At 71.4% G+C, this 18,058-nt stretch carries 18 protein-coding genes; 14 read left to right on the top strand and 4 right to left on the bottom strand.

The window, feature by feature from the left end:
- Window positions 1-10: 10 nt before the first annotated feature.
- Both ACYQ8Q_RS07470 and ACYQ8Q_RS07465 read left to right on the top strand, forming a co-directional pair.
- Window positions 11-1,153, top strand: coding sequence for a thiolase family protein (locus ACYQ8Q_RS07470; RefSeq protein WP_460062950.1), 1,143 nt, complete (start codon window positions 11-13; stop codon window positions 1,151-1,153).
- Entirely contained in the window at window positions 1,150-2,793 is a 1,644-nt protein-coding gene (locus tag ACYQ8Q_RS07465; protein ID WP_460062948.1) for a thiolase C-terminal domain-containing protein, read from the top strand. Before ACYQ8Q_RS07470 ends, ACYQ8Q_RS07465 begins: the two co-directional genes overlap by 4 nt.
- A gap of 58 nt (window positions 2,794-2,851) precedes the next feature.
- Here ACYQ8Q_RS07465 and ACYQ8Q_RS07460 read toward each other — a convergent pair whose 3' ends face one another.
- Complete coding sequence (locus tag ACYQ8Q_RS07460; protein WP_460062946.1) at window positions 2,852-4,081, bottom strand: cytochrome P450; 1,230 nt, start codon at window positions 4,079-4,081, stop codon at window positions 2,852-2,854.
- Window positions 4,082-4,177: 96 nt separating this feature from the next.
- Window positions 4,178-5,353 carry an acyl-CoA dehydrogenase family protein gene (locus tag ACYQ8Q_RS07455; RefSeq protein ID WP_460062945.1) on the bottom strand — a complete coding sequence of 392 codons (1,176 nt, stop codon included), beginning with the start codon at window positions 5,351-5,353 and terminating at the stop codon, window positions 4,178-4,180.
- 152 nt (window positions 5,354-5,505) lie between these two features.
- On the opposite strand from ACYQ8Q_RS07455, the gene ACYQ8Q_RS07450 reads away from it, so the two are divergent.
- The 5 genes from ACYQ8Q_RS07450 (at window position 5,506) to ACYQ8Q_RS07430 (ending at window position 11,185) form a co-directional block, all read left to right on the top strand.
- Window positions 5,506-6,978 (top strand): FadR/GntR family transcriptional regulator, encoded by a 1,473-nt coding sequence (locus tag ACYQ8Q_RS07450; protein ID WP_460062943.1) that lies wholly within the window; start codon window positions 5,506-5,508, stop codon window positions 6,976-6,978.
- A 125-nt stretch (window positions 6,979-7,103) separates the two neighbouring features.
- Window positions 7,104-8,252 carry an acyl-CoA dehydrogenase family protein gene (locus ACYQ8Q_RS07445; RefSeq protein WP_460062942.1) on the top strand — a complete coding sequence of 383 codons (1,149 nt, stop codon included), beginning with the start codon at window positions 7,104-7,106 and terminating at the stop codon, window positions 8,250-8,252.
- 10 nt (window positions 8,253-8,262) lie between these two features.
- Window positions 8,263-9,030 (top strand): SDR family NAD(P)-dependent oxidoreductase, encoded by a 768-nt coding sequence (locus ACYQ8Q_RS07440; protein ID WP_460062941.1) that lies wholly within the window; start codon window positions 8,263-8,265, stop codon window positions 9,028-9,030.
- Window positions 9,027-10,205 carry an acyl-CoA dehydrogenase family protein gene (locus tag ACYQ8Q_RS07435; RefSeq protein WP_460062940.1) on the top strand — a complete coding sequence of 393 codons (1,179 nt, stop codon included), beginning with the start codon at window positions 9,027-9,029 and terminating at the stop codon, window positions 10,203-10,205. The genes ACYQ8Q_RS07440 and ACYQ8Q_RS07435 overlap by 4 nt, the downstream gene beginning before the upstream one ends.
- Window positions 10,202-11,185, top strand: a complete 984-nt coding sequence (locus ACYQ8Q_RS07430) for an NADPH:quinone oxidoreductase family protein (RefSeq protein WP_460062939.1) — start codon at window positions 10,202-10,204, stop codon at window positions 11,183-11,185. The genes ACYQ8Q_RS07435 and ACYQ8Q_RS07430 overlap by 4 nt, the downstream gene beginning before the upstream one ends.
- Window positions 11,186-11,192: 7 nt before the next feature.
- Here the strand turns inward: ACYQ8Q_RS07430 and ACYQ8Q_RS07425 are convergent, their stop codons facing one another.
- Window positions 11,193-12,056 (bottom strand): mycofactocin-coupled SDR family oxidoreductase, encoded by an 864-nt coding sequence (locus ACYQ8Q_RS07425; protein ID WP_460062937.1) that lies wholly within the window; start codon window positions 12,054-12,056, stop codon window positions 11,193-11,195.
- Between the two features lie 177 nt (window positions 12,057-12,233).
- Here ACYQ8Q_RS07425 and ACYQ8Q_RS07420 point away from each other — a divergent pair, with 177 nt between their 5' ends.
- The 5 genes from ACYQ8Q_RS07420 to ACYQ8Q_RS07400 are packed head-to-tail and all read left to right on the top strand — an operon-like array spanning window position 12,234 to window position 15,441.
- Window positions 12,234-13,379 carry an amidohydrolase family protein gene (locus ACYQ8Q_RS07420; RefSeq protein WP_460062936.1) on the top strand — a complete coding sequence of 382 codons (1,146 nt, stop codon included), beginning with the start codon at window positions 12,234-12,236 and terminating at the stop codon, window positions 13,377-13,379.
- On the top strand, window positions 13,376-13,597 hold the full coding sequence (locus ACYQ8Q_RS07415) for a hypothetical protein (protein ID WP_460062934.1): 222 nt from the start codon (window positions 13,376-13,378) through the stop codon (window positions 13,595-13,597). The genes ACYQ8Q_RS07420 and ACYQ8Q_RS07415 overlap by 4 nt, the downstream gene beginning before the upstream one ends.
- A 1-nt stretch (window position 13,598) precedes the next feature.
- A complete protein-coding gene (locus ACYQ8Q_RS07410; RefSeq protein WP_460062932.1) occupies window positions 13,599-14,411 on the top strand; it encodes a mycofactocin-coupled SDR family oxidoreductase in 813 nt (270 codons plus the stop codon).
- A gap of 15 nt (window positions 14,412-14,426) precedes the next feature.
- Entirely contained in the window at window positions 14,427-15,269 is an 843-nt protein-coding gene (locus tag ACYQ8Q_RS07405) for an NAD(P)-dependent oxidoreductase (RefSeq protein WP_460062930.1), read from the top strand.
- Window positions 15,253-15,441: a ferredoxin gene (locus ACYQ8Q_RS07400; protein WP_460062929.1), complete on the top strand. Its 189-nt coding sequence runs from the start codon at window positions 15,253-15,255 to the stop codon at window positions 15,439-15,441. Before ACYQ8Q_RS07405 ends, ACYQ8Q_RS07400 begins: the two co-directional genes overlap by 17 nt.
- Before the next feature lie 55 nt (window positions 15,442-15,496).
- Here ACYQ8Q_RS07400 and ACYQ8Q_RS07395 read toward each other — a convergent pair whose 3' ends face one another.
- Window positions 15,497-16,369, bottom strand: a complete 873-nt coding sequence (locus ACYQ8Q_RS07395; RefSeq protein WP_460062928.1) for a VOC family protein — start codon at window positions 16,367-16,369, stop codon at window positions 15,497-15,499.
- Between the two features lie 166 nt (window positions 16,370-16,535).
- Between ACYQ8Q_RS07395 and ACYQ8Q_RS07390 the strand changes: the two genes are divergently transcribed.
- Window positions 16,536-17,396, top strand: coding sequence for an alpha/beta fold hydrolase (locus tag ACYQ8Q_RS07390; protein ID WP_460062927.1), 861 nt, complete (start codon window positions 16,536-16,538; stop codon window positions 17,394-17,396).
- Complete coding sequence (locus ACYQ8Q_RS07385; protein ID WP_460062926.1) at window positions 17,397-18,008, top strand: TetR family transcriptional regulator; 612 nt, start codon at window positions 17,397-17,399, stop codon at window positions 18,006-18,008. It abuts the gene before it with no gap.
- Window positions 18,009-18,058: the final 50 nt, after the last annotated feature.

The raw sequence follows: 18,058 nt of genomic DNA, 5'->3' as shown, positions 1-18,058 counted from the left end.
AGGAGCCTTCATGCCAGACGCCGTCATCGTCGACGCCGTGCGCACCCCCATCGGCAAGCGCAACGGCACGCTGGCCCCGGTGCACGCGGCGGATCTCTCGGCGAAGGTGCTGAACGCCCTCGTCGAGCGCACCGGCGTGGAACCCGGCACCGTCGACGACGTGATCTGGGGCTGTGTGACCCAGATCGGCGACCAGTCCAGCAACGTCGGCCGCTTCGCGGTCCTCTCCGCCGGCTGGCCCGAACACGTCCCGGCCGTCACCGTCAACCGGGCCTGCGGCTCCAGCCAGCAGGCGGTCGACCAGGCCGCGCACGCCGTGATGTGCGGCCAGTACGACCTCGTCGTCGCGGGCGGCGTCGAGACGATGAGCCGGGTGCCGCTCGGCTCGCACCGCACCACCGGACAGCCCTACGGACCCGGCGCGCTGACCCGCTACGGCGGGGTCGGGTTCAGCCAGGGCATCGGTGCCGAACTGATCGCCGAACGCTACGGACTGAGCCGCACCCGCCTCGACGAGTTCGCCGCCGAGTCGCACGCGAGGGCGGCCGCGGCGATCGACGCGGGCGTCTTCGACGACCACATCGTGCCGATCGAGGTCGAGGGCACCAAGTTCACCGTGGACGAGGGGCTGCGGCGCGGCACCTCGGTCGGGAAACTCGCCGGCCTCAAGCCGTCGTTCAAGGAGGACGGCGTGATCCACGCCGGGAACTCCTCCCAGATCTCCGACGGCGCAGCCGCCCTGCTGGTCACCACCCCGCAGCGCGCCCGTGAACTCGGCCTCACCCCGATCGCCCGCTACCACTGCGGAGCGGTCAGCGGCGCGGACCCGATCACCATGCTGCTCGGCCCGGTCCCCGCGACCGAGAAGGTGCTGCGCCGCTCCGGGCTGTCCATCGCCGACATCGGGGCCTACGAGGTCAACGAGGCCTTCGCGCCCGTCCCGCTGGCCTGGCTGGCCGACATCGGCGCCGATCCCGGGCGGCTCAACCCGCTGGGCGGCGCGATCGCCGTCGGCCACCCGCTCGGCGGCTCCGGCGCCATCCTGATGACCCGGCTGCTGGCCCGGATGCGGAGCGAGAACCTGCGCTACGGCCTGCAGACCATGTGTGAGGGCGGCGGCACCGCCAACGCCACGATCATCGAGCTGCTGTGACCGCCGTCGAACGTCCGCTGCCCCAACCCACCCTCGCCAGCGCCGAGTTCTGGCGCTCCGGGGCGGACGGCGTGCTGCGGATCCCGCACTGCGCGGAGTGCGATCGCTCCTTCCACCCGCCGCTCCCCGTCTGCCCCTCCTGCCGCAGCCGCGCGGTGGCCCTCGCGCCCGTCTCGGGCAGGGCGGTCGTCGTGGGCTTCAGCGTCAACCACCAGACCTGGCTGCCGAGGTTCCCGCCGCCGTACGTCGTCGCCGTGGTCGCCCTCGCCGAGGACGACCGGGCCCGCCTGACCACCAACATCGTGGGCTGCGCGCCGGACGGGGTGCGCGTCGGCATGTCCGTCCGGGTGCGCTTCGAGCAACTCGAAGAGGACGTGTACGTCCCTCTGTTCGAACCCGACCCGGAGACCGCGGACGGTCCCCTGCCCGAACCACGCGCGGTGCGTACCCGCCCCGGGGCCTCCCCGCGGAAGTACGAGGACCGGGTCGCCCTGACCGGTGTGGGACAGTCCCGCGTGGGCCGCCGGCTGATGGTCGACCCCCTTTCCCTCACCGTCGACGCCTGCCTGGCCGCCGTATCGGACGCGGGCCTCGACCTCGACGACATCGACGGCCTGTCCACCTACCCCGGCCCACGCCCCGACGGCATGAGCGAGGGAGGTGTCACCGCCCTCTCCGAGGCCCTGCAACTACGTCCCACGTGGGTCAACGGGGCGGCTGAGGTCCCGGGCCAGATCGGCTCGATCACCGCCGGCATGCTGGCGGTCGCGGCCGGCCTGTGCCGTCATGTGCTGTGCTTCCGTACGGTCTGGGAGTCCTCCCACGCCGCCCTGGTCCGCTCCGGTCGATGGCAGCCGTCCGGCGGCCGCGCCACCGGCATGTTCGAGTTCCGCGCTCCCTTCGGAGCCCTGTCGGCCGCCCAGTGGATCGGCTGCAACGCCTCGCACTACATGCACCGTTACGGCGTGGGCCGAGAGGCCCTCGGCGCGATCGCCGTCACCGCGCGGGCGGGCGCGGCCCGCAACCCCGAGGCCGTGCACAGGGACCCGCTGACGCTCGACGACTACTTCGGCGCCCGGATGATCTCGACGCCGTTCGGCCTCTACGACTGCGACGTCCCCTGCGACGGAGCGGTGGCCGTGGTGGTGTCGGCGATCGAGACGGCGTACGACCGCCCCCGCCCGCCCGTCCTGGTCGACTCCGTCGGCACGGCCGTCCTCGAACGCCTCAGCTGGGACCAGGACACCCTGACCCACACACCCCAGTCGAAGGGCCCCTCCGCCCATCTGTGGACCCGCACCGACCTCACCCCCTCGGACGTCGACGTGGCCCTCCTCTACGACGGGTTCACCTTCAACGCCCTGTCCTGGATCGAGGGCCTCGGCTTCTGCGGCCCGGGCGAGGCGACCGACTTCATCGCCGGCGGCAAGACCATCGCCCTCGACGGCGACCTCCCCCTGAACCCCCACGGCGGCCAGCTCTCCGCGGGCCGTCTGCACGGCTACGGGTTCGTCCGCGAGGCCATGCTGCAACTGCGCGGCGACGCCCCCGGGCGCCAGGTGCGGGACGCCCGGGTGGCCGTGGTGACCGCCGGCGGGGGAGTGCCGTCGGGGGCGATGCTGCTGAGAAGGGCGCGGTAGCGGCCGCTCAGAAGACCGGACGAAGAGGGCGCTCGATCTCCGCGACCTGGAGGGACGGCTACCAGGCGACCGGCAGCTCGTAGATGCCGTACGCCTGTGAGTCCTCCTTGAACTTCAGCTCCGAGAGGTCCGCCGCGAGCCGCAGGGTCGGTATCCGGCGGAACAGGGTGCTGAAGACGACGTGCAGTTCGACGCGGGCCAGCTGCTGTCCGACGCACTGGTGCGGGCCCCAGCCGAACGCGTGGTGGTGCGCCGCGGCACGGGTCAGATCGAGCTTCTCGGGCTCGGGGAAGGCCTGCGGGTCCCAGTTGGCCGCCGGCAGCGACGCGATGATCCCCTCGCCCGCGCGGATGGTCTCCCCCTCGATCTCGATGTCGTCCAGCACCGCCCGCCGGGCCAGCAGATGCGGGATGGTGAGGTAGCGCAGGAGTTCCTCGACAGAGTTCTGCACGTACTTCGGGTCGTCGTCGTGCGTCCGCAGCTCCGCGAGCTGGGCGGGGTTCTCCAGCAGCAGCGCGGTGCCCAGCGTGATCATGTTGGCGCTGGTGTCGTGGCCGGCCACCAGCAGGATGTGCCCGAGCGCGGCGGCGTCGGGCATGGAGAGCACGCCCTCCTGGATCTTGGCACCGAGGTCGGAGAGGACGTCCTCGCCGGGATCGGCCATCTTGGCCTCGATCAGACCGGTGATGTAACGGCGCAGTTCCTCGTTCGACCGAGCGGCTTCCTCGGGCGTGTGGAAACGTGCGTTGGTGACGCCCGCGTGCTCCTGGAAGAAGTCGTGGTCCTCGTACGGCACCCCGAGCAGGGCGCAGATCATCAGCGAGGGCAGCGGCAGCGAGAAGGCCTCGTTGAGGTCGACCGGGTTGGGGCCCGCCAGCATCTGGTCGATCAGGTCGTCGGTGATCCGCTGGATCTCCGGGCGGAGCAACTCCATCCGACGCCGGGTGAAGGAGTTCGTCAGCATCCGGCGCCACCGGGTGTGCTCGGCCCCGTCGGTGTTGTTGATCATCGGCTTCATCCCGGCCGCGTGGGCCTTCATGGCCTCGGTGGTGTGCGGGTAGCCGGGCGCGCCGATGTTCGCGCTGAGCCGCGGGTCGGTCATCAGCTGACGCTGGGCGGCATGGGAGGTGACGAGCCACGGGGTGGTGCCGTCCCAGGTCCGGGTCCGCATGACCGGCTTGTCCGCAGCGTGCAGTTCGAGCAGGCCCGGCGGCGGCGCGAACGGGCACTGGCTCGACCGGGGGGAGGGGAACTCCGGCAGTTCCTGGGCAGACACGTGCTCGGCCATGGCTTCCTCGCCTTCTCGTAGCGTCGGCGGAAGATTACGCCGACCGGTCGGTACAATCAATGGTCCGGGCGTGGGCGCTGAAGGAGCGAGTCGGGATCACTCCCGCGGCAGCCCCAGACCGCGCTCGGCGATCTGTGTGCGCAGCACCTCGTTCGCCCCGCCCGCGATCGTGTAGGCACGCGAGTAGAGATGGGCGTCCTGCCACCAGCCGCCCGCCGTGGCCTCCTCCTCGACGAACAGTCCGTCCGTGCCCTGCAGGCGCAGGCCGAAATCGACCAGGTCGTGGTTGAGTTCACTGAAGAAGATCTTGCCGACGGGCGCGTCGGCCGCCCGCTCCGAGCCGTGCAGCATCCCGGACTGGGCCAGGGCGATCATCGCGGCGTTCACCTGGACCCGTGCGGCCAGCTCGCCGATCGCCTGCCGGGCGGCGGAGTCTTCGAGCGTGCCCGGGGTTTCCTCCGCCAGCCGCAGCAGATCCTCCAGTACGGCGAAAAGCTCCACTCCGCGCGCGGCCACGCCGGAACGCTCCCGGCCGAGGCTGCTCATCGCCACCCGCCATCCGCCGTTCACCTCGCCGATCACGTTCGCGGCGGGGACGCGGACGCCGTCGAGGAAGACCTCGTTGAAGTCGGCGGTCCCGGTGATCTCACGCAGTGGCCGCACGTCCACCCCAGGGCTGCGCATGTCCAGCGCGAACGCCGTGATGCCCCTGTGCTTCGGGGCGTCGGCGTCGGTGCGTGCGAGGAGGTACCCCATGTCGGCGTGCTGGCCGTTGGTCGTCCACACCTTCTGGCCGTCGATGACGAACACCGCGTCGTCCCCCTCGCCCTCCTGGCGTGCCCGGGTGCGCAGCGCCGCCAGGTCACTGCCCGCCTCCGGCTCGCTGAACAGCTGGCACCACACGTCCGCGCAGCCGCGGATACGGGGCAGGAAGCGGGCCCGCTGCTCGTCGGTGCCGAAGTCGAGGAGGGCCCCCGCGGCCAGCGAGGCCGCGCCGACGGGCGGCCAGGTGCGGGCGCGGGCGATCTCCTCGGCGACGACGGACGGTTCCAGGGGATGGGCGTCGGGCCGGCCGCCGTACTCGGTCGGCCAGTCGATGCCGAGGAGGCCGGCCTCGTACAGTTTGGCCGTCCATTCCCTGATCGCCGGCATCAGTGCCGGCTCGGGTGCGCGTACCCCGGAGTGCGTCCTGATGCCGGGCGCGTGCTCCGTGACGAAGGCGCGCACCTTCCTGCGGAACGCTTCGAGTTCGGGTGCGGGCTCCAGTCGCATCGCTGCCGGCTCCTTGTCGTCATACGGCCGCGGGCAGAAGGCTGTGGCGAAAATGAGTATACTTTAACTTCGGGGTTGGCCCGTCCGTCAGTGCCAGGGATCCCCGATGAATAGACTGGGGATCCGAAATGACCCCTCAGAGGAGTTGGACCATGGCGACTGCCGTCGACCGCGAGCCCGCCGACGGTGAGACCGGCGCCCAGGTCGGCAAGCTGGCCGCGCAGACCGCGCAGCGCATCGAGACGTCCGTGATCCGCCAGGGCTGGCCCGTGGGCGAGTCGCTGGGCTCCGAGTCGGATCTGCGGGAGCGGCTGGGCGTGAGCCGTGCGGTGCTGCGGGAGGCGGTGCGGCTGGTGGAGCACCACCAGGTCGCCCGGATGCGGCGCGGCCCCGGCGGCGGCCTGATCGTCTGCGCCCCCGACGCCGGGCCGGCGACCCGGGCCATGGTGATCTACCTGGAGTACGTCGGAACCAGCGTCACCGACCTGCTGGAGGCCCGTCAGCTCCTCGAACCGATCGCGGCGGGCCTGGCCGCCGAGCGGATCACCGAAGAGGGCATCGCCACGCTCCGGGCCGTGCTCGAATCCGAACTCGGTCACTGGGACGACCCGTCGGTCCACTCGCAGGACCCGCTGCACCCGGTGCTCGGCCGGTTGTCCGGCAATCCGGTGCTGCACCTGTTCATCGACGTCCTCACCCGCCTCACGGCCCGGTACGCGCACACCTCGCGCCGGATCTCCAGGGCGGAGATGCACGCGGCGAAGGAGGTCTCGCACCGCGAGCACCGCGCCGTGGTCGAGGCGGTGATCGCCGACGACGGCGCCCGCGCGCAGACCGAGCTGACCGCTCATCTGGAGTCGGTGGCGGCCTGGATCGAGAAGCACCGGGTCCGCCGCGGGCAGCGGATCTCGGGGAGCGTGGTCGAGCCGGAGCTGGTCGAAGGCCCGCGGGCCAAGCTCGCCGAGGTGGTGGCCGCCCGGATCCACGACGACATCGCCGCACGGGGCTGGCAGATCGGCATGGTGCTCGGGTCGGAGACGGACCTGCTGGCCCGCTACGAGATCAGCCGGGCCGTCCTGCGAGAGGCCGTGCGGCTCCTGGAGTACCACTCGGTCGCCCGGATGCGGCGTGGCCCCGGCGGCGGGCTGGTCGTCACCGAGCCCGAACCGCAGGCCAGCATCGACACGATGGCGCTGTTCCTGGAGCACCAGGGCGTCACGGCCGACGACCTGCGGATCGTCCGCAACGCCATTGAACTCGGCGTCGTCGCCCGGGTGACCGCCCGGCACACCGCGGGTGACACCGAGGTCGCCGAACGCCTCACCAGGGCCGTGCGCTGGACGACGGAGGGTCCGTCCGGCGAGGCGCGCAAGGCCGACCTGTTCCACTCCGAGATGGCGGCCCTGTCGGGCAACCCGGTGCTGTCGCTGTTCCTCTCCATCATCACCGAGCTGTTCCGGCGGCACGCCTCCGTGCACGACCGGCCGCTGCCCGGCGACACGGCGGCCGACGAGGTCCAGCACGTCCACCAGCGCATCCTGGACGCCGTCGTGCAGGGCGACGCGGGTGTGGCCCGTCACCGGATGCGCCGTCACCTGGACGCGCTCATCCCCTGGTGGCACTGATTTACTGACACTCATTCCAGACGCCCCATGGGTGCTCCCGCACTATGGGGCGTTCTGCTGTGGTGACTACTGTCTTGGAGGTGGTAATTACGTATACTGAATAGCGTCGAGTCGAAGGAGATCCGATGCGCCGGACCCTGTTCGAACAGGACCATGACGATTTCCGTCTGCTGGTCCGTGACTTCATCGCCCGCGAGGTGCTCCCGGTGTACGAGGACTGGCGGCGCGCCGCACTCGTACCCCGCGAACTGTTCACCTCGATGGGCAAGCTCGGGATCCTTGGGACGGCGGTCCCCGAGGAGTACGGCGGGGGCGGCCAGGACGACTACCGTTTCAACGTCGTCATCCAGGAGGAGTGCGCCCGCGCGGGCGTCACCCTGGGGGGTCTGCGGACCCATCTGGACGTGGTCGTCCCCTACTTCATCGGGCTGGCGAACGCCGAGCAGCGCTCCCGCTGGTTCCCGGGGCTGGCCTCGGGTGAGCTGTACACCGCGATCGCCATGAGCGAGCCGGGTACGGGTTCCGACCTGGCCGGTGTCACCACCCGGGCACGGCGCGACGGCGGCCACTTCGTCCTCGACGGTGCCAAGACCTTCATCACCGGCGGCCACCACGCCGACCTGGTGATCGTCGTGGCCCGCACCGCAACCGACCCCGACGACCGGCGGGCCGGCCTGTCCCTGCTCGTGGTGGAGAAGGACCTGCCCGGCTTCACCGTGGGACGCACGCTGGACAAGATCGGCCTCACCGTCCAGGACACGGTGGAGCTCGCCTTCGACGGCGTGCGGGTCCCGGCCGCCAACCTCCTGGGCGAGGAGGGTGCGGCCTTCACGCACCTCGGCCGCAACCTGGCCCAGGAACGGCTCGCCATCGCGGTCGGCGCGGTCGCCCAGAGCAGGGCGGCGATCGACCTGACCGTCGCCCACGTCCGTGACCGCCGGATATTCGGCAAGCCCCTGTCGGGCTTCCAGAACACGAAGTTCGAACTCGCTTCCATGGCCACCGAACTGGAGGCCGCCCAGACCCTGCTGGACACGGCGGTCATCGCGCTCGCCGACGGCGGACTGAGCCCGGCGGACGCCGCGAAGACCAAGCTGTTCTGCACCGAGACGCAAGGCCGCGTGGTCGACCGCTGTCTGCAACTGCACGGCGGCTACGGCTACATCACGGAGTCCCCGATCGCCCGGCTGTACGCCGACGCGCGGGTGACCCGCATCTACGGCGGGACCAGCGAGGTCCTGAAGACCATCATCGGCAAGTCCCTGGGCCTGTGAGGAGACCGAAGTGAACATCGACGGTTCATCGGCACTGGTCACGGGAGGCGCCTCCGGACTGGGCCTCGCCACCGCGCGCCGCATCGTCGACCGCGGCGGCCGGGTCGTCCTGGCCGACGTCTCCGAGGAGCAGGGCGTCAAGGCGGTCGCCGACCTCGGCGACGCGGCCCGCTTCGTCCGCGCCGACGTCACCGACGAGGCCTCGGTCACGGCCGCTCTCGACGCCGCCGGGCAAGTCGGCCCGCTGCGCTTCGTCGTGCACTGCGCCGGGCGCGGCGGCGACCGCACCCGCATCATCGACCGCGACCGCAGCCCCGGCGAACTCGACACCTTCGCCGAGGTGATACGCGTCAACCTGGTCGGCACCTACAACGTGCTGCGCCTGGCCGCCGCCCGCCTCTCCGGCAACGAGGTCGTCGACGGCGACCGCGGTGCCATCGTCCTGACCGCCTCGGTCGCCGCCTTCGACGGACAGATCGGCCAGACCTCCTACACCGCCGCCAAGGCGGGCGTGCACGGCATGACCCTGGTCGCCGCCCGGGACCTGGCCAGCTGGCAGATCCGGGTGAACACGATCGCCCCCGGCATCATGGACACCCCCATGCTCGGCCGGCTGCGCGCCGACATCCGTGAGGGCCTCGCCGCGACCGTGCCGCACCCCAAGCGCCTCGGCGAACCCGACGACTTCGGCCGCCTCGCCGTGGAGATGCTGGAGAACCCCTATCTCAACGGCCAGACCGTCCGTCTCGACGGCGCCATCCGCATGGCACCGCGATGACGGACGCGGAGACCGACGAGCAGTTCCGCACACGTCTGCGGGCCTTCCTGGCGGAGCGGCACCCCGGCCGTCGCCCCAAGGACCCCGCCGAGCGCCTCGCCTGGCAGAAGAAGTGGCTGGCCACGCTGTACGACGGCGGATACGCCGGCCCGAGCTGGCCGCGCGAGTACGGCGGCATGGCGCTGTCCTTCGCCCGCCAGGTCGTCTACCAGGAGGAGTACGCGCGAGCCCGGGTCCCCGGCCCGCTGGGCACCGGACCCGGCATCGCCGCGCCCACCCTCATCAGGTACGGAACGACCGAGCAGAAGGAGCGCTTCCTGCGCCCCATGCTGCGCGGCGACCGGGTCTGGGCGCAGGGCTACTCCGAACCGGAGGCGGGCTCGGACCTCCCCGCGCTGCGCACGACGGCACGCCGTGCGGGCGAGGAGTACGTCGTCAACGGGCAGAAGGTGTGGAACAGCGCGGCCGACATCGCCGACATCCTCTTCACCCTCGTCCGCACCGGGCCCCCCGACTCCCGCCAGGACGGCATCAGTTACCTCCTGATCGACGCCCACGCCCCGGGCGTGACCGTGCGCCCGCTGCGGGACCTCACCGGGGACGCGCACTTCTGCGAGATCTTCTTCGACGACGTCCGCGTGCCGGTCGCGAACCGGATCGGCCCGGAGAACGGCGGCTGGCCGCTGGTCCGCACGAGCCTCGGCCACGAGCGGGCCGCCGGGGCGATGAACCAGGCGGCCCTGTACCGGCGCGTCCTCGACGAGCTGATCGAGCTGGCACACGAACGCGGGGCGACCGCCGACCCGCTGGTGCGCGACCGGCTCGCGGACTTCGAGATCCGGGTGACGATCATGCGCCTGACCGGGATGCGGACCATCGCCGACATCCTGGCCAAGGGCGAGCCGGGCCCGGCCTCCTCGACCTCGCGCCTCTTCATCGTCACCTTCGAGCAGGAACTGCACGAGTTCGCGCTGGAGTTGCTCGGACCGTACGGCATCCTCGGCCGGCGCGATCCGCACGCCGTGCAGCGCGGCCGCTGGGTGTGGGGCTTCCTGCGCACCCGGGCCTCCACGATCGGGGCCGGCACGGCCGAGATCCAGCGCAACACCATCGCCGAACAGGTCCTGGGTCTGCCCCGGGACCCGGCGATGCCGACCACCGGGAGGACACCTTGAGAGCCGCACGCTGTACGCGGTACGGGCCACCGGCCGGCCTGGAGGTCGTCCGGCTGGACGACCTCGAACCCGGCCCGGGGGAGGTCCTGGTCCAGGTGTACGCCGCTGCGGTCAACTTCCCGGACGTGCTGCTCGTGGCGAACCGCTACCAGGTGCCCGCGCCCCTGCCGTTCACACCGGGCAGCGAGTTCGCCGGCGTCGTGACCGCGCTCGGCCCGGGGGTGTGCGGCCCGCCGGTGGGCACGCCCGTGGCCGGGGCGGTGCTGACGGGCGCGTTCGCCGAGCAGGTCGTGGTGCCGGTGGCGGGGCTGCGTTCCGTGCCCGAGGGGCTCGACATGGTCCACGCGGCCGCCTTCCACGTCACGTACGCGACCGCCTACCACGCCCTGGTCACCGTGGGGCAGGGCACGGCGGGGGAGTGGGTGGCGGTGCTCGGTGCCGCGGGCGGGGTCGGCTCGGCGGCCGTGGACATCGCGACCCGGCTCGGGCTGCGTGTGGTCGCGGCGGCGTCGAGCGAGGAACGGCTCGCCGTCGCCCGCAAGCTCGGCGCGACGGCAGGCGTCGACTACGTCCGCGAGGACCTGAAGACGCGGATCCGTGCGGCGGCCGGCGGCGACGGCGTCCACCTCGTCGTCGACCCGGTGGGCGGCGACCACGCGGAGGCGGCCCTGCGCGCCCTGCGGCGGGGCGGCCGGTTCGTCACGGTCGGCTACGCCGACGGGAAGATCCCCCGGATCCCGCTGAACCTGGTGTTGCTCAAGGACGTGGTCGTACGGGGCTTCGAGATCCGCATGCTCCGCCAGTACGCGCCGGACGCGGTGGCCGCGGGTGACCGGGCGCTCGCCGGGTTGGTCCGGGACGGGATGCGTCCGCTCGTCTCCCGTGTCCACCCCCTCGCCGGGGTGGCGGCCGCCCTGACCGACGTGGCGGAGCGGCGCACCACCGGCAAGGTGGTCATCGACATGACCGCCGGAGCGTGAACTCCGTTCAGAACGTGGGCAGTTGCGGACGCCGCTTGACGTAGCCGCCGGCGTCCACCCGCATCTGCATGCCGGTGACGAACCGGGACTCGTCCGACACCAGGAACAGCACCGTGTCGGCGATGTTCTCCGGCTCGACGTAGGGGACGCCGAACCCGGTGGTCGCGGGGAAGGAGGGCAGCGCGTCCTCGCGGGTCGGGTTCTTGAGGTCGGGCCGGAACGACCGGTACATCAGGTCGCTGTTGAGCATGGCGGTGTTGACGTTCGTGGGGTGCAGGGCGTTGACCCTGATCTGCCGTGGGGCCAGCACGGTCGCCAGGTCGTGCACGAAGGACGCCACCTGACGTTTGGCGAACGAATAGCCGAGCCCGCCGGGCCCGTTGGCCGGGTTGTCGACGGTCGCCGGGATCAGCCCCGCGATCGATCCCGTCGCCACGATGGAGGCGCCGTCGGGGAGGTGGGGCAGGGCCGCGTCGACGGCGTGCACCACGCCGTTGAAGTCGACGGTGATCGCGTCGAGGAAGGCCTGCGCGGTCTGCCCGGGTCCCAGCGGGCAGATCCCGGCCTGGGCGACGACGGCGTCGAGCCGCCCCAGCTCGGCGACCCCCTCGGCGACAGCGGCCTTGAGCGCGGCCGGATCACGCACGTCGGCCTTGCGGGCGACGATGCGCCGCCCGGACTTCTCGACCTCCCGGACGGTCTCGTCGAGATCGGCCTCGGTGGCCAGGGGGTAGCCGTTGGTGGCGATGTCCTCGCACAGGTCCACGGCGATGATGTCGGCCCCTTCCGCGGCGAGCCGTACCGCGTGGGCCCGGCCCTGGCCGCGCGCGGCCCCGGTGATGAAGACGACCTTGTCCTGCACTCGACCCATGGGGTCTCCTTCCCTCGGATAAAAGAGTAGCCTGAATATTGACGCCAGGAGCTGGCGGGTTCCTAATGATCGCGGCAATACAAGCACTGTTGATGAGGGTTTCCGCTGAGTGGGATCTGTTCAGTGCACACAATGTGCCAGCTGGTAGAGAGTTCACGAGACCGAGGGAGCGCCAGGATGCCGTTGCAGCCGTGGATGAAGTTGCTGTCGACCGACGACCATCTGATCGAGCCGCCCCGGCTCTGGTCGGACCGTCTGCCCGCCAGGTACCGGGAGGCGGGTCCGCGGATCGTGGAACGGCCCCGGGGCGAGGGACGGGCGCCCGCCGAGGTGTGGGTCTACGAGGACCGGGTCCATCCCTACATTGGCCTGAACGCCGTCGCGGGAAAGTCGCCCGAGGAGTTCGGCCTCGAACCGACGCGCTACGACGAGATGATCCCGGGCTGCTACGACCCCGAGGCCCGCATCCGCGACATGGACCTGGACGGGGTCTGGGGCGCGCTGTGCTTCCCGTCGTTCCCCGGGTTCTCCGGCCATGTCTTCCTGGACGGCAAGGACCGTGAACTGTCGCTGCTGTGCGTGCGGGCGTGGAACGACTTCGTCCTCGACGAGTGGTGCGCCACCGCGCCGGGCCGGCTCATCCCGCTGGTCATCATGCCGCTGTGGGACGTCGACGCCTGTGTCGCCGAGATCCATCGGACCGCCGCCAAGGGCGCCAAGGCGATCTCCTTCCCGGAGAACCCGGCCCCGCGTGGCCTGCCGTCCTTCCACACCGACTACTGGGACCCCATGTTCTCGGCGGCCGAGGAAACCGACATGCCCCTGTGCCTGCACTTCGGTACCTCGGGCAAGCCGCCGAGAACGGCAGAGGAAGCCCCCTTCGCCGTGACGATCACCCTGTTCGGCTGCAACGCCATGTTCGCCACCGCCGACCTGCTCTTCTCCCCGGTGCTCCACAAGCACCCGGGGCTGAAGATCGGCCTGTCCGAGGGCGGCATCGGCTGGATCCCGTATCTGCTGGAACGCGCCGACGGCACCTGGGAGCGGCACCGCTTCTACCAGAACGTCAACCAGAGCGTGCGGCCCTCGGAGCTGTTCCACAGGCACTTCCACGGCTGCTTCATCGACGACCGGTTCGGCGTCGAGGTCCGCCACCACGTCGGCATCGACAAGATCACCTGGGAGTGCGACTACCCGCACTCCGACTCCTACTGGCCCAAGTCCCGCGCCTACGCGGCGGAGGTACTGGCCGACGTGCCGGACGACGAGGTCCACCGGATCGTCGAGCTGAACACCCGCCGCCTCTACAACCTCCCCGCATGAGCCGGCGCCCGGAGTCCGAGCGCTCCGACTGGACCGACCTGGACCTGCTCACCCGCGAGGAGGCCCACGGCCGGCTTCTCACGGAGATCGCCGAGACGGACGTACGCCTGGCCGGACTCGGTGAGGCCGACGCGGCCGAGCGTGAACTCCTCCGGTCCCGGTTGCGCGCCCTCCGTGAGGCCGCCGAGGACCTGATCGATCACTCGGGAAAGGACTGAGATGGGGCGTGTGGAGGGCAAGGTCGCGCTCATCACGGGGGCGGCGCGCGGGCAGGGGCGCTCCCATGCGGTGAGACTGGCCGAGGAGGGCGCGGACGTGGTCGTCACCGACGTCTGCCATGACATCAGCGACGAGCTGCCGTACTCGCTCGCGACCGGGGAACAGCTGCAGGAGACAGCGGAACTGGTCCGGGCGACGGGCCGGGGGTGTGTCGCCGTCCAGGCCGACGTGCGGTCGGTCGCCGAGATGCGGGCCGCGGTGGACGCGGCGCGAGCGGAGTTCGGGCGCCTCGACGTGGTCGTGGCGAACGCCGGTGTCATGAGCTCCGGTGCCGCCTGGGAACTGTCCGAGGAGGTATGGGACGTCGTCGTCGACGTCAACCTCAAGGGCGCCTGGAACACGGCGCGGGCCGCGATCCCCTGGATGATCGAGGCGGGCGAGGGCGGTTCGATCGTCATCACCAGCTCGGCCGCCGGCATCCGCGGGCATGTGCCGTACGCCCACTACGTGGCCGCCAAGCACGGCGTGGTCGGGCTGATGAAGGCCCTGTCCAACGAACTCGCCCCGCACCGCATCCGGGTCAACACCGTCCACCCGACCGGAGTGAGCGGCACCGGCATCACCGTCGGCGTGCCCGTGGAGGAACTGGCGGAGCGGGAGCCGCTGTTCGCGCTCGCCGCGATGAACCCGCTCGCCCCCTGCGTCGAGCCGCGGGACGTGTCGAACGCGGTTCTGTTCCTCGCCTCCGACGAGGCGCGGTACGTCACGGGACTCCAGTTCACCGTGGACGCCGGATCGACCAACAAGCCGTAGGCTCAAGGAGGCCGGATGAGGATGCCGACGGTCGGGTTCATCGGTGCCGGGCAGATCGGCGCTCCCATGGTCGAGCGGCTGCTCGCGGCCGGTCACCCGGTCCGCCTGTACGCACGGCGGGCCCAGGTGCGCGAGCGCCTCCCGGCCGCGCACCTGGTGGCGGATCCGGTCGAGGTGGCCGACTCGGACGTGGTCGTCAGCTGCCTCTACGACGACGCGCAGATGCTCGACGTACTGCCCGGGGTCGTCGCGGCCATGGACGCAGGCACGGTGCTCGTCTCCCACACGACCGGCAGACCGGGCACGCTCGACCGCCTGGCCGCGCACGCGCCCGGCGGCGTGGCGGCCGTCGTGGACGCGGCCTTCAGCGGAACGGCCGACGCGGTGCGCGCCGGCCGGCTGGTGGTCTACCTGGGAGGCGAACCCGAGCACGTCGCCGTGGCCCGCCGGGTCGTCGGCGCGTACGCCGCACCCGTGATCACCACGGGCGGGCGCGGATCCGCCCTGCGCGTCAAGCTCCTCAACAACCTGCTGTTCGCCGCGATCTCCCAGCTCACCCTGGGCGCAGTGGAAGCCGGCAGGGCGCTCGGCATCGAGGAGAGCGCCCTGCTGGACGTCCTCGCCGTCAGCAGCGGTGGTTCGACCGCCGGCCGGTACATCACCGCCCGGGGCGGGGCCGACTCCTTCACGGCGACGGTCACGCCGTATCTGCGCAAGGACGTGCAGGCCTGCGAGGACATCGCCGCGGAGGCCGGAGCCGACCTGTCGATGCTGCCGGCCGTCGCCCGCGGCGGGCCGATACGGCTCGATTGCCCGTCACCCTCGGAAACGGAGCCTCTCCATGAAGATCACCATTGACACGGCATCCTGCTCCGGCCACGCACGGTGCGCGGCCGCGGCACCGCACCTCTTCCGGCTGGACGACGACGGCTACGCGCTGCCCTTCGAAGGAGAGGTGCCGCACGACCTCGAAGGAGCGGCCCGCGACGGGGAACTGGCCTGTCCTGAACGGGCGATCACCGTCGAGTGACACATGGCCGAGCCCCACGGCATCGGGCCGTGGGGCTCGGCCATGTCGGACTCGTTCAGCCGGCCGGCTGCGGCGGCGGCGTGAAGTGGTGGCCCCAGAACGCGCCGTCCGTGATCTCGTAGACGGGGACGGGCTCGGGCACCTTCAGGCCGTTCCAGCCGAACTCCACGGCGTAGTTCTCCGGCGACCACACGTAGAACGACACCATGTGGTCGTTGGTGTGCTTGCCGAGCGAGTGCATCATCGGCACCTCGTACCTGCCGGCCCGGTCCAGGGCGCGGCCGACGTCGTCCAGGGTCGCCGCCTCGACCATGAAGTGCAGCAGCCGCCCGGGGCCCGGCATGGGCGTGACGCCGAGGGTGTGGTGGCGGGGGTTGCAGCCCATGAACCAGGTCGTGCCGCCGGGCGAGCGCATGGTGTTCCGCTCGATGAAGCCGAGGACGTCGACGTAGAAGTCGAACGTGGCCCGCGCGTCCTCGGCGGAGATGATGGCGTGCCCGAATCCCATGTCGCCGGTGACGAACCCGGACACCAGCGGGGTGTGCACGGGCACATGGTCCAGGACGGTGCCGTGGAACAGCTCGACCGGGTTGCCGCCCGGGTCGTTGAACTTGACGAAGCCCGTGACCTTCCGCTCCGCGGCCTCGGCCTCGGTGCCGGCGGTCACCTTGATGCCGGCCTTCTCGACGTCCGCGACCAGCCGCGCCAGCTCCCGCTCGTCGAGGACCTCGAAGCCCAGCGCCGTCATCGCGGGCTGGGCGCCCGGAGCGACCACGATCCGGGCCGGGTAGTCGTCCATCCTGAAGGACAACGACTCGGAGTCGTCGCCCCCGACGGGCATCAGGCCGAGGAAGTCGGCTCCGAAAGCCTTCCACTTGTCGAGGTCGTTGGACTCCAGACGCAGGTACCCGAGTGAGCGAACACCCATCAGGCCCTCCCCTCACAATTGGTCAGGTCCCGGGCGAACCGTCGGGTCTCCCGGGCAATCGGTACGTCCGTGACGGTAGACAGGCGCGCACCCGCTCCGCCGGGACCGTCCCACTGATCGGGAGACGCGCGGCGACGGCCCCCGCGCGGGTGCCACGGTGACCGTCATGACACTCAGCCACGACGACACCCTGCGCGAACTGGACACCCCCGACGGCACCCTGCGCTACCACGAGGCCGGCGACGGACCGCCACTGCTCCTGCTGCACGGATCGGGACCGGGAGTCACCGGCTGGCGCAACTACCGGAGCAACCTGCCCGTGTTCGCGAAGCACTTCCGCTGCCTCGCCCTGGAGTTCCCCGGCTTCGGGGTGAGCGACCCCACCGCCGAGAGCCCGATGGCGGCGGCGCCCAAGGCCGTCCTGCGCCTGCTCGACGGCCTCGGCCTCGACCGCGTCGACGTCATCGGCAACTCCATGGGCGGGTTCGTCGCCGTCGGGCTCGCCGTCGCCCACCAGAACCTGTTCCGCCGGATCGTGACCATCGGCGGCGTCGGCCGCAACATCCTCTCCCCGGCGCCCAGCGAAGGCCTCAACCTGCTCGTGGAGTTCGCCGAGAACCCCACCCGGGACAACCTCGTCCAGTGGCTGCGCTCGATGGTCCACGACCCGGCCCTGCTCACCGAGGAACTGATCGAGGACCGCTGGACGAGCGCCACCGACCCGGAGACGCTTCAGGCGTCCCGCAGGATCTACGGCCGACAGGCGATGGCCGCGATCCAGGCCGCCCAGTCCCAGTCCGACCAGCCCGTCTGGGCCGCGCTCCACAAGGTCACGGCGCCCACGCTGCTCACCTGGGGCCGGGACGACCGGGTCACCCCGCTGGACAACGCGCTGCTGCCCCTGCGGACGATCCCCCGGGCCGAGCTGCATGTGCTGCCCGACTGCGGACACTGGGCGATGATCGAGCAGAAGGAGGCCTGGGAGAGCACGGTGCTGGCCTTCCTCACCCGCCCTGAGACCGGCTGAGTGCCGAGGGGCCACGCCGCGGCAGGGCCCGCGAAACCCCGGCGCCCCGCCGCCCCGGCATCGAGCCGGCAGGCCGCCCGCCGGGTCCGCATCCTGCGTGCCGCATCCGAACTCGGCGCGCGGGAAGGGCTGGTGAACGTGCAGATGCTCGACGTGGCCAAGGAGGCCGACGTCGCGATCGCCACCCTGTACCGCTACTTCCCGTCCAAGCCCTACCTGTTCCTCGCGGTCCTGGAATGGCACATCGAGCAGTTCCTCGGCGGCCGCGACGGTGGTACGGCGGACCCCGCGACCGAGGTGGCGGAGACGCTCGTCGCGCTGAGCGGGAAACTGCTGGGCAGTCCGCTGCTCGCCTCGGCCGTCGCGCTGTCGTCGTTCACGGAGTACGCGAGCACCGTCCCGACCGAGATCGACATCGTCGAGACAGCCCTGGGACAAAGGCTCCTGCGGCTGCTCGGGGGCCGTGCGGACGCGGAGACCGAGCGCAGCAGGGTGCGCCTGCTCGTCTACGGCTGGTGGGGGCTGTTCGTGGCCGTGCTGACGGAGGAGATCCCGGCCGAGCAGGGCGAGGCGGACCTGCGGCTGGCCGCGCGGCTGATCGCCGCGTCGTAGCGCACGGCACGGTGCCCGGGACACCCACCGCCGTCCCGGGCACCGTCGCG

Source organism: Streptomyces sp. YKOK-I1 (assembly GCF_054660435.1).
This window is presented reverse-complemented; position numbering and strand designations above follow the sequence as displayed.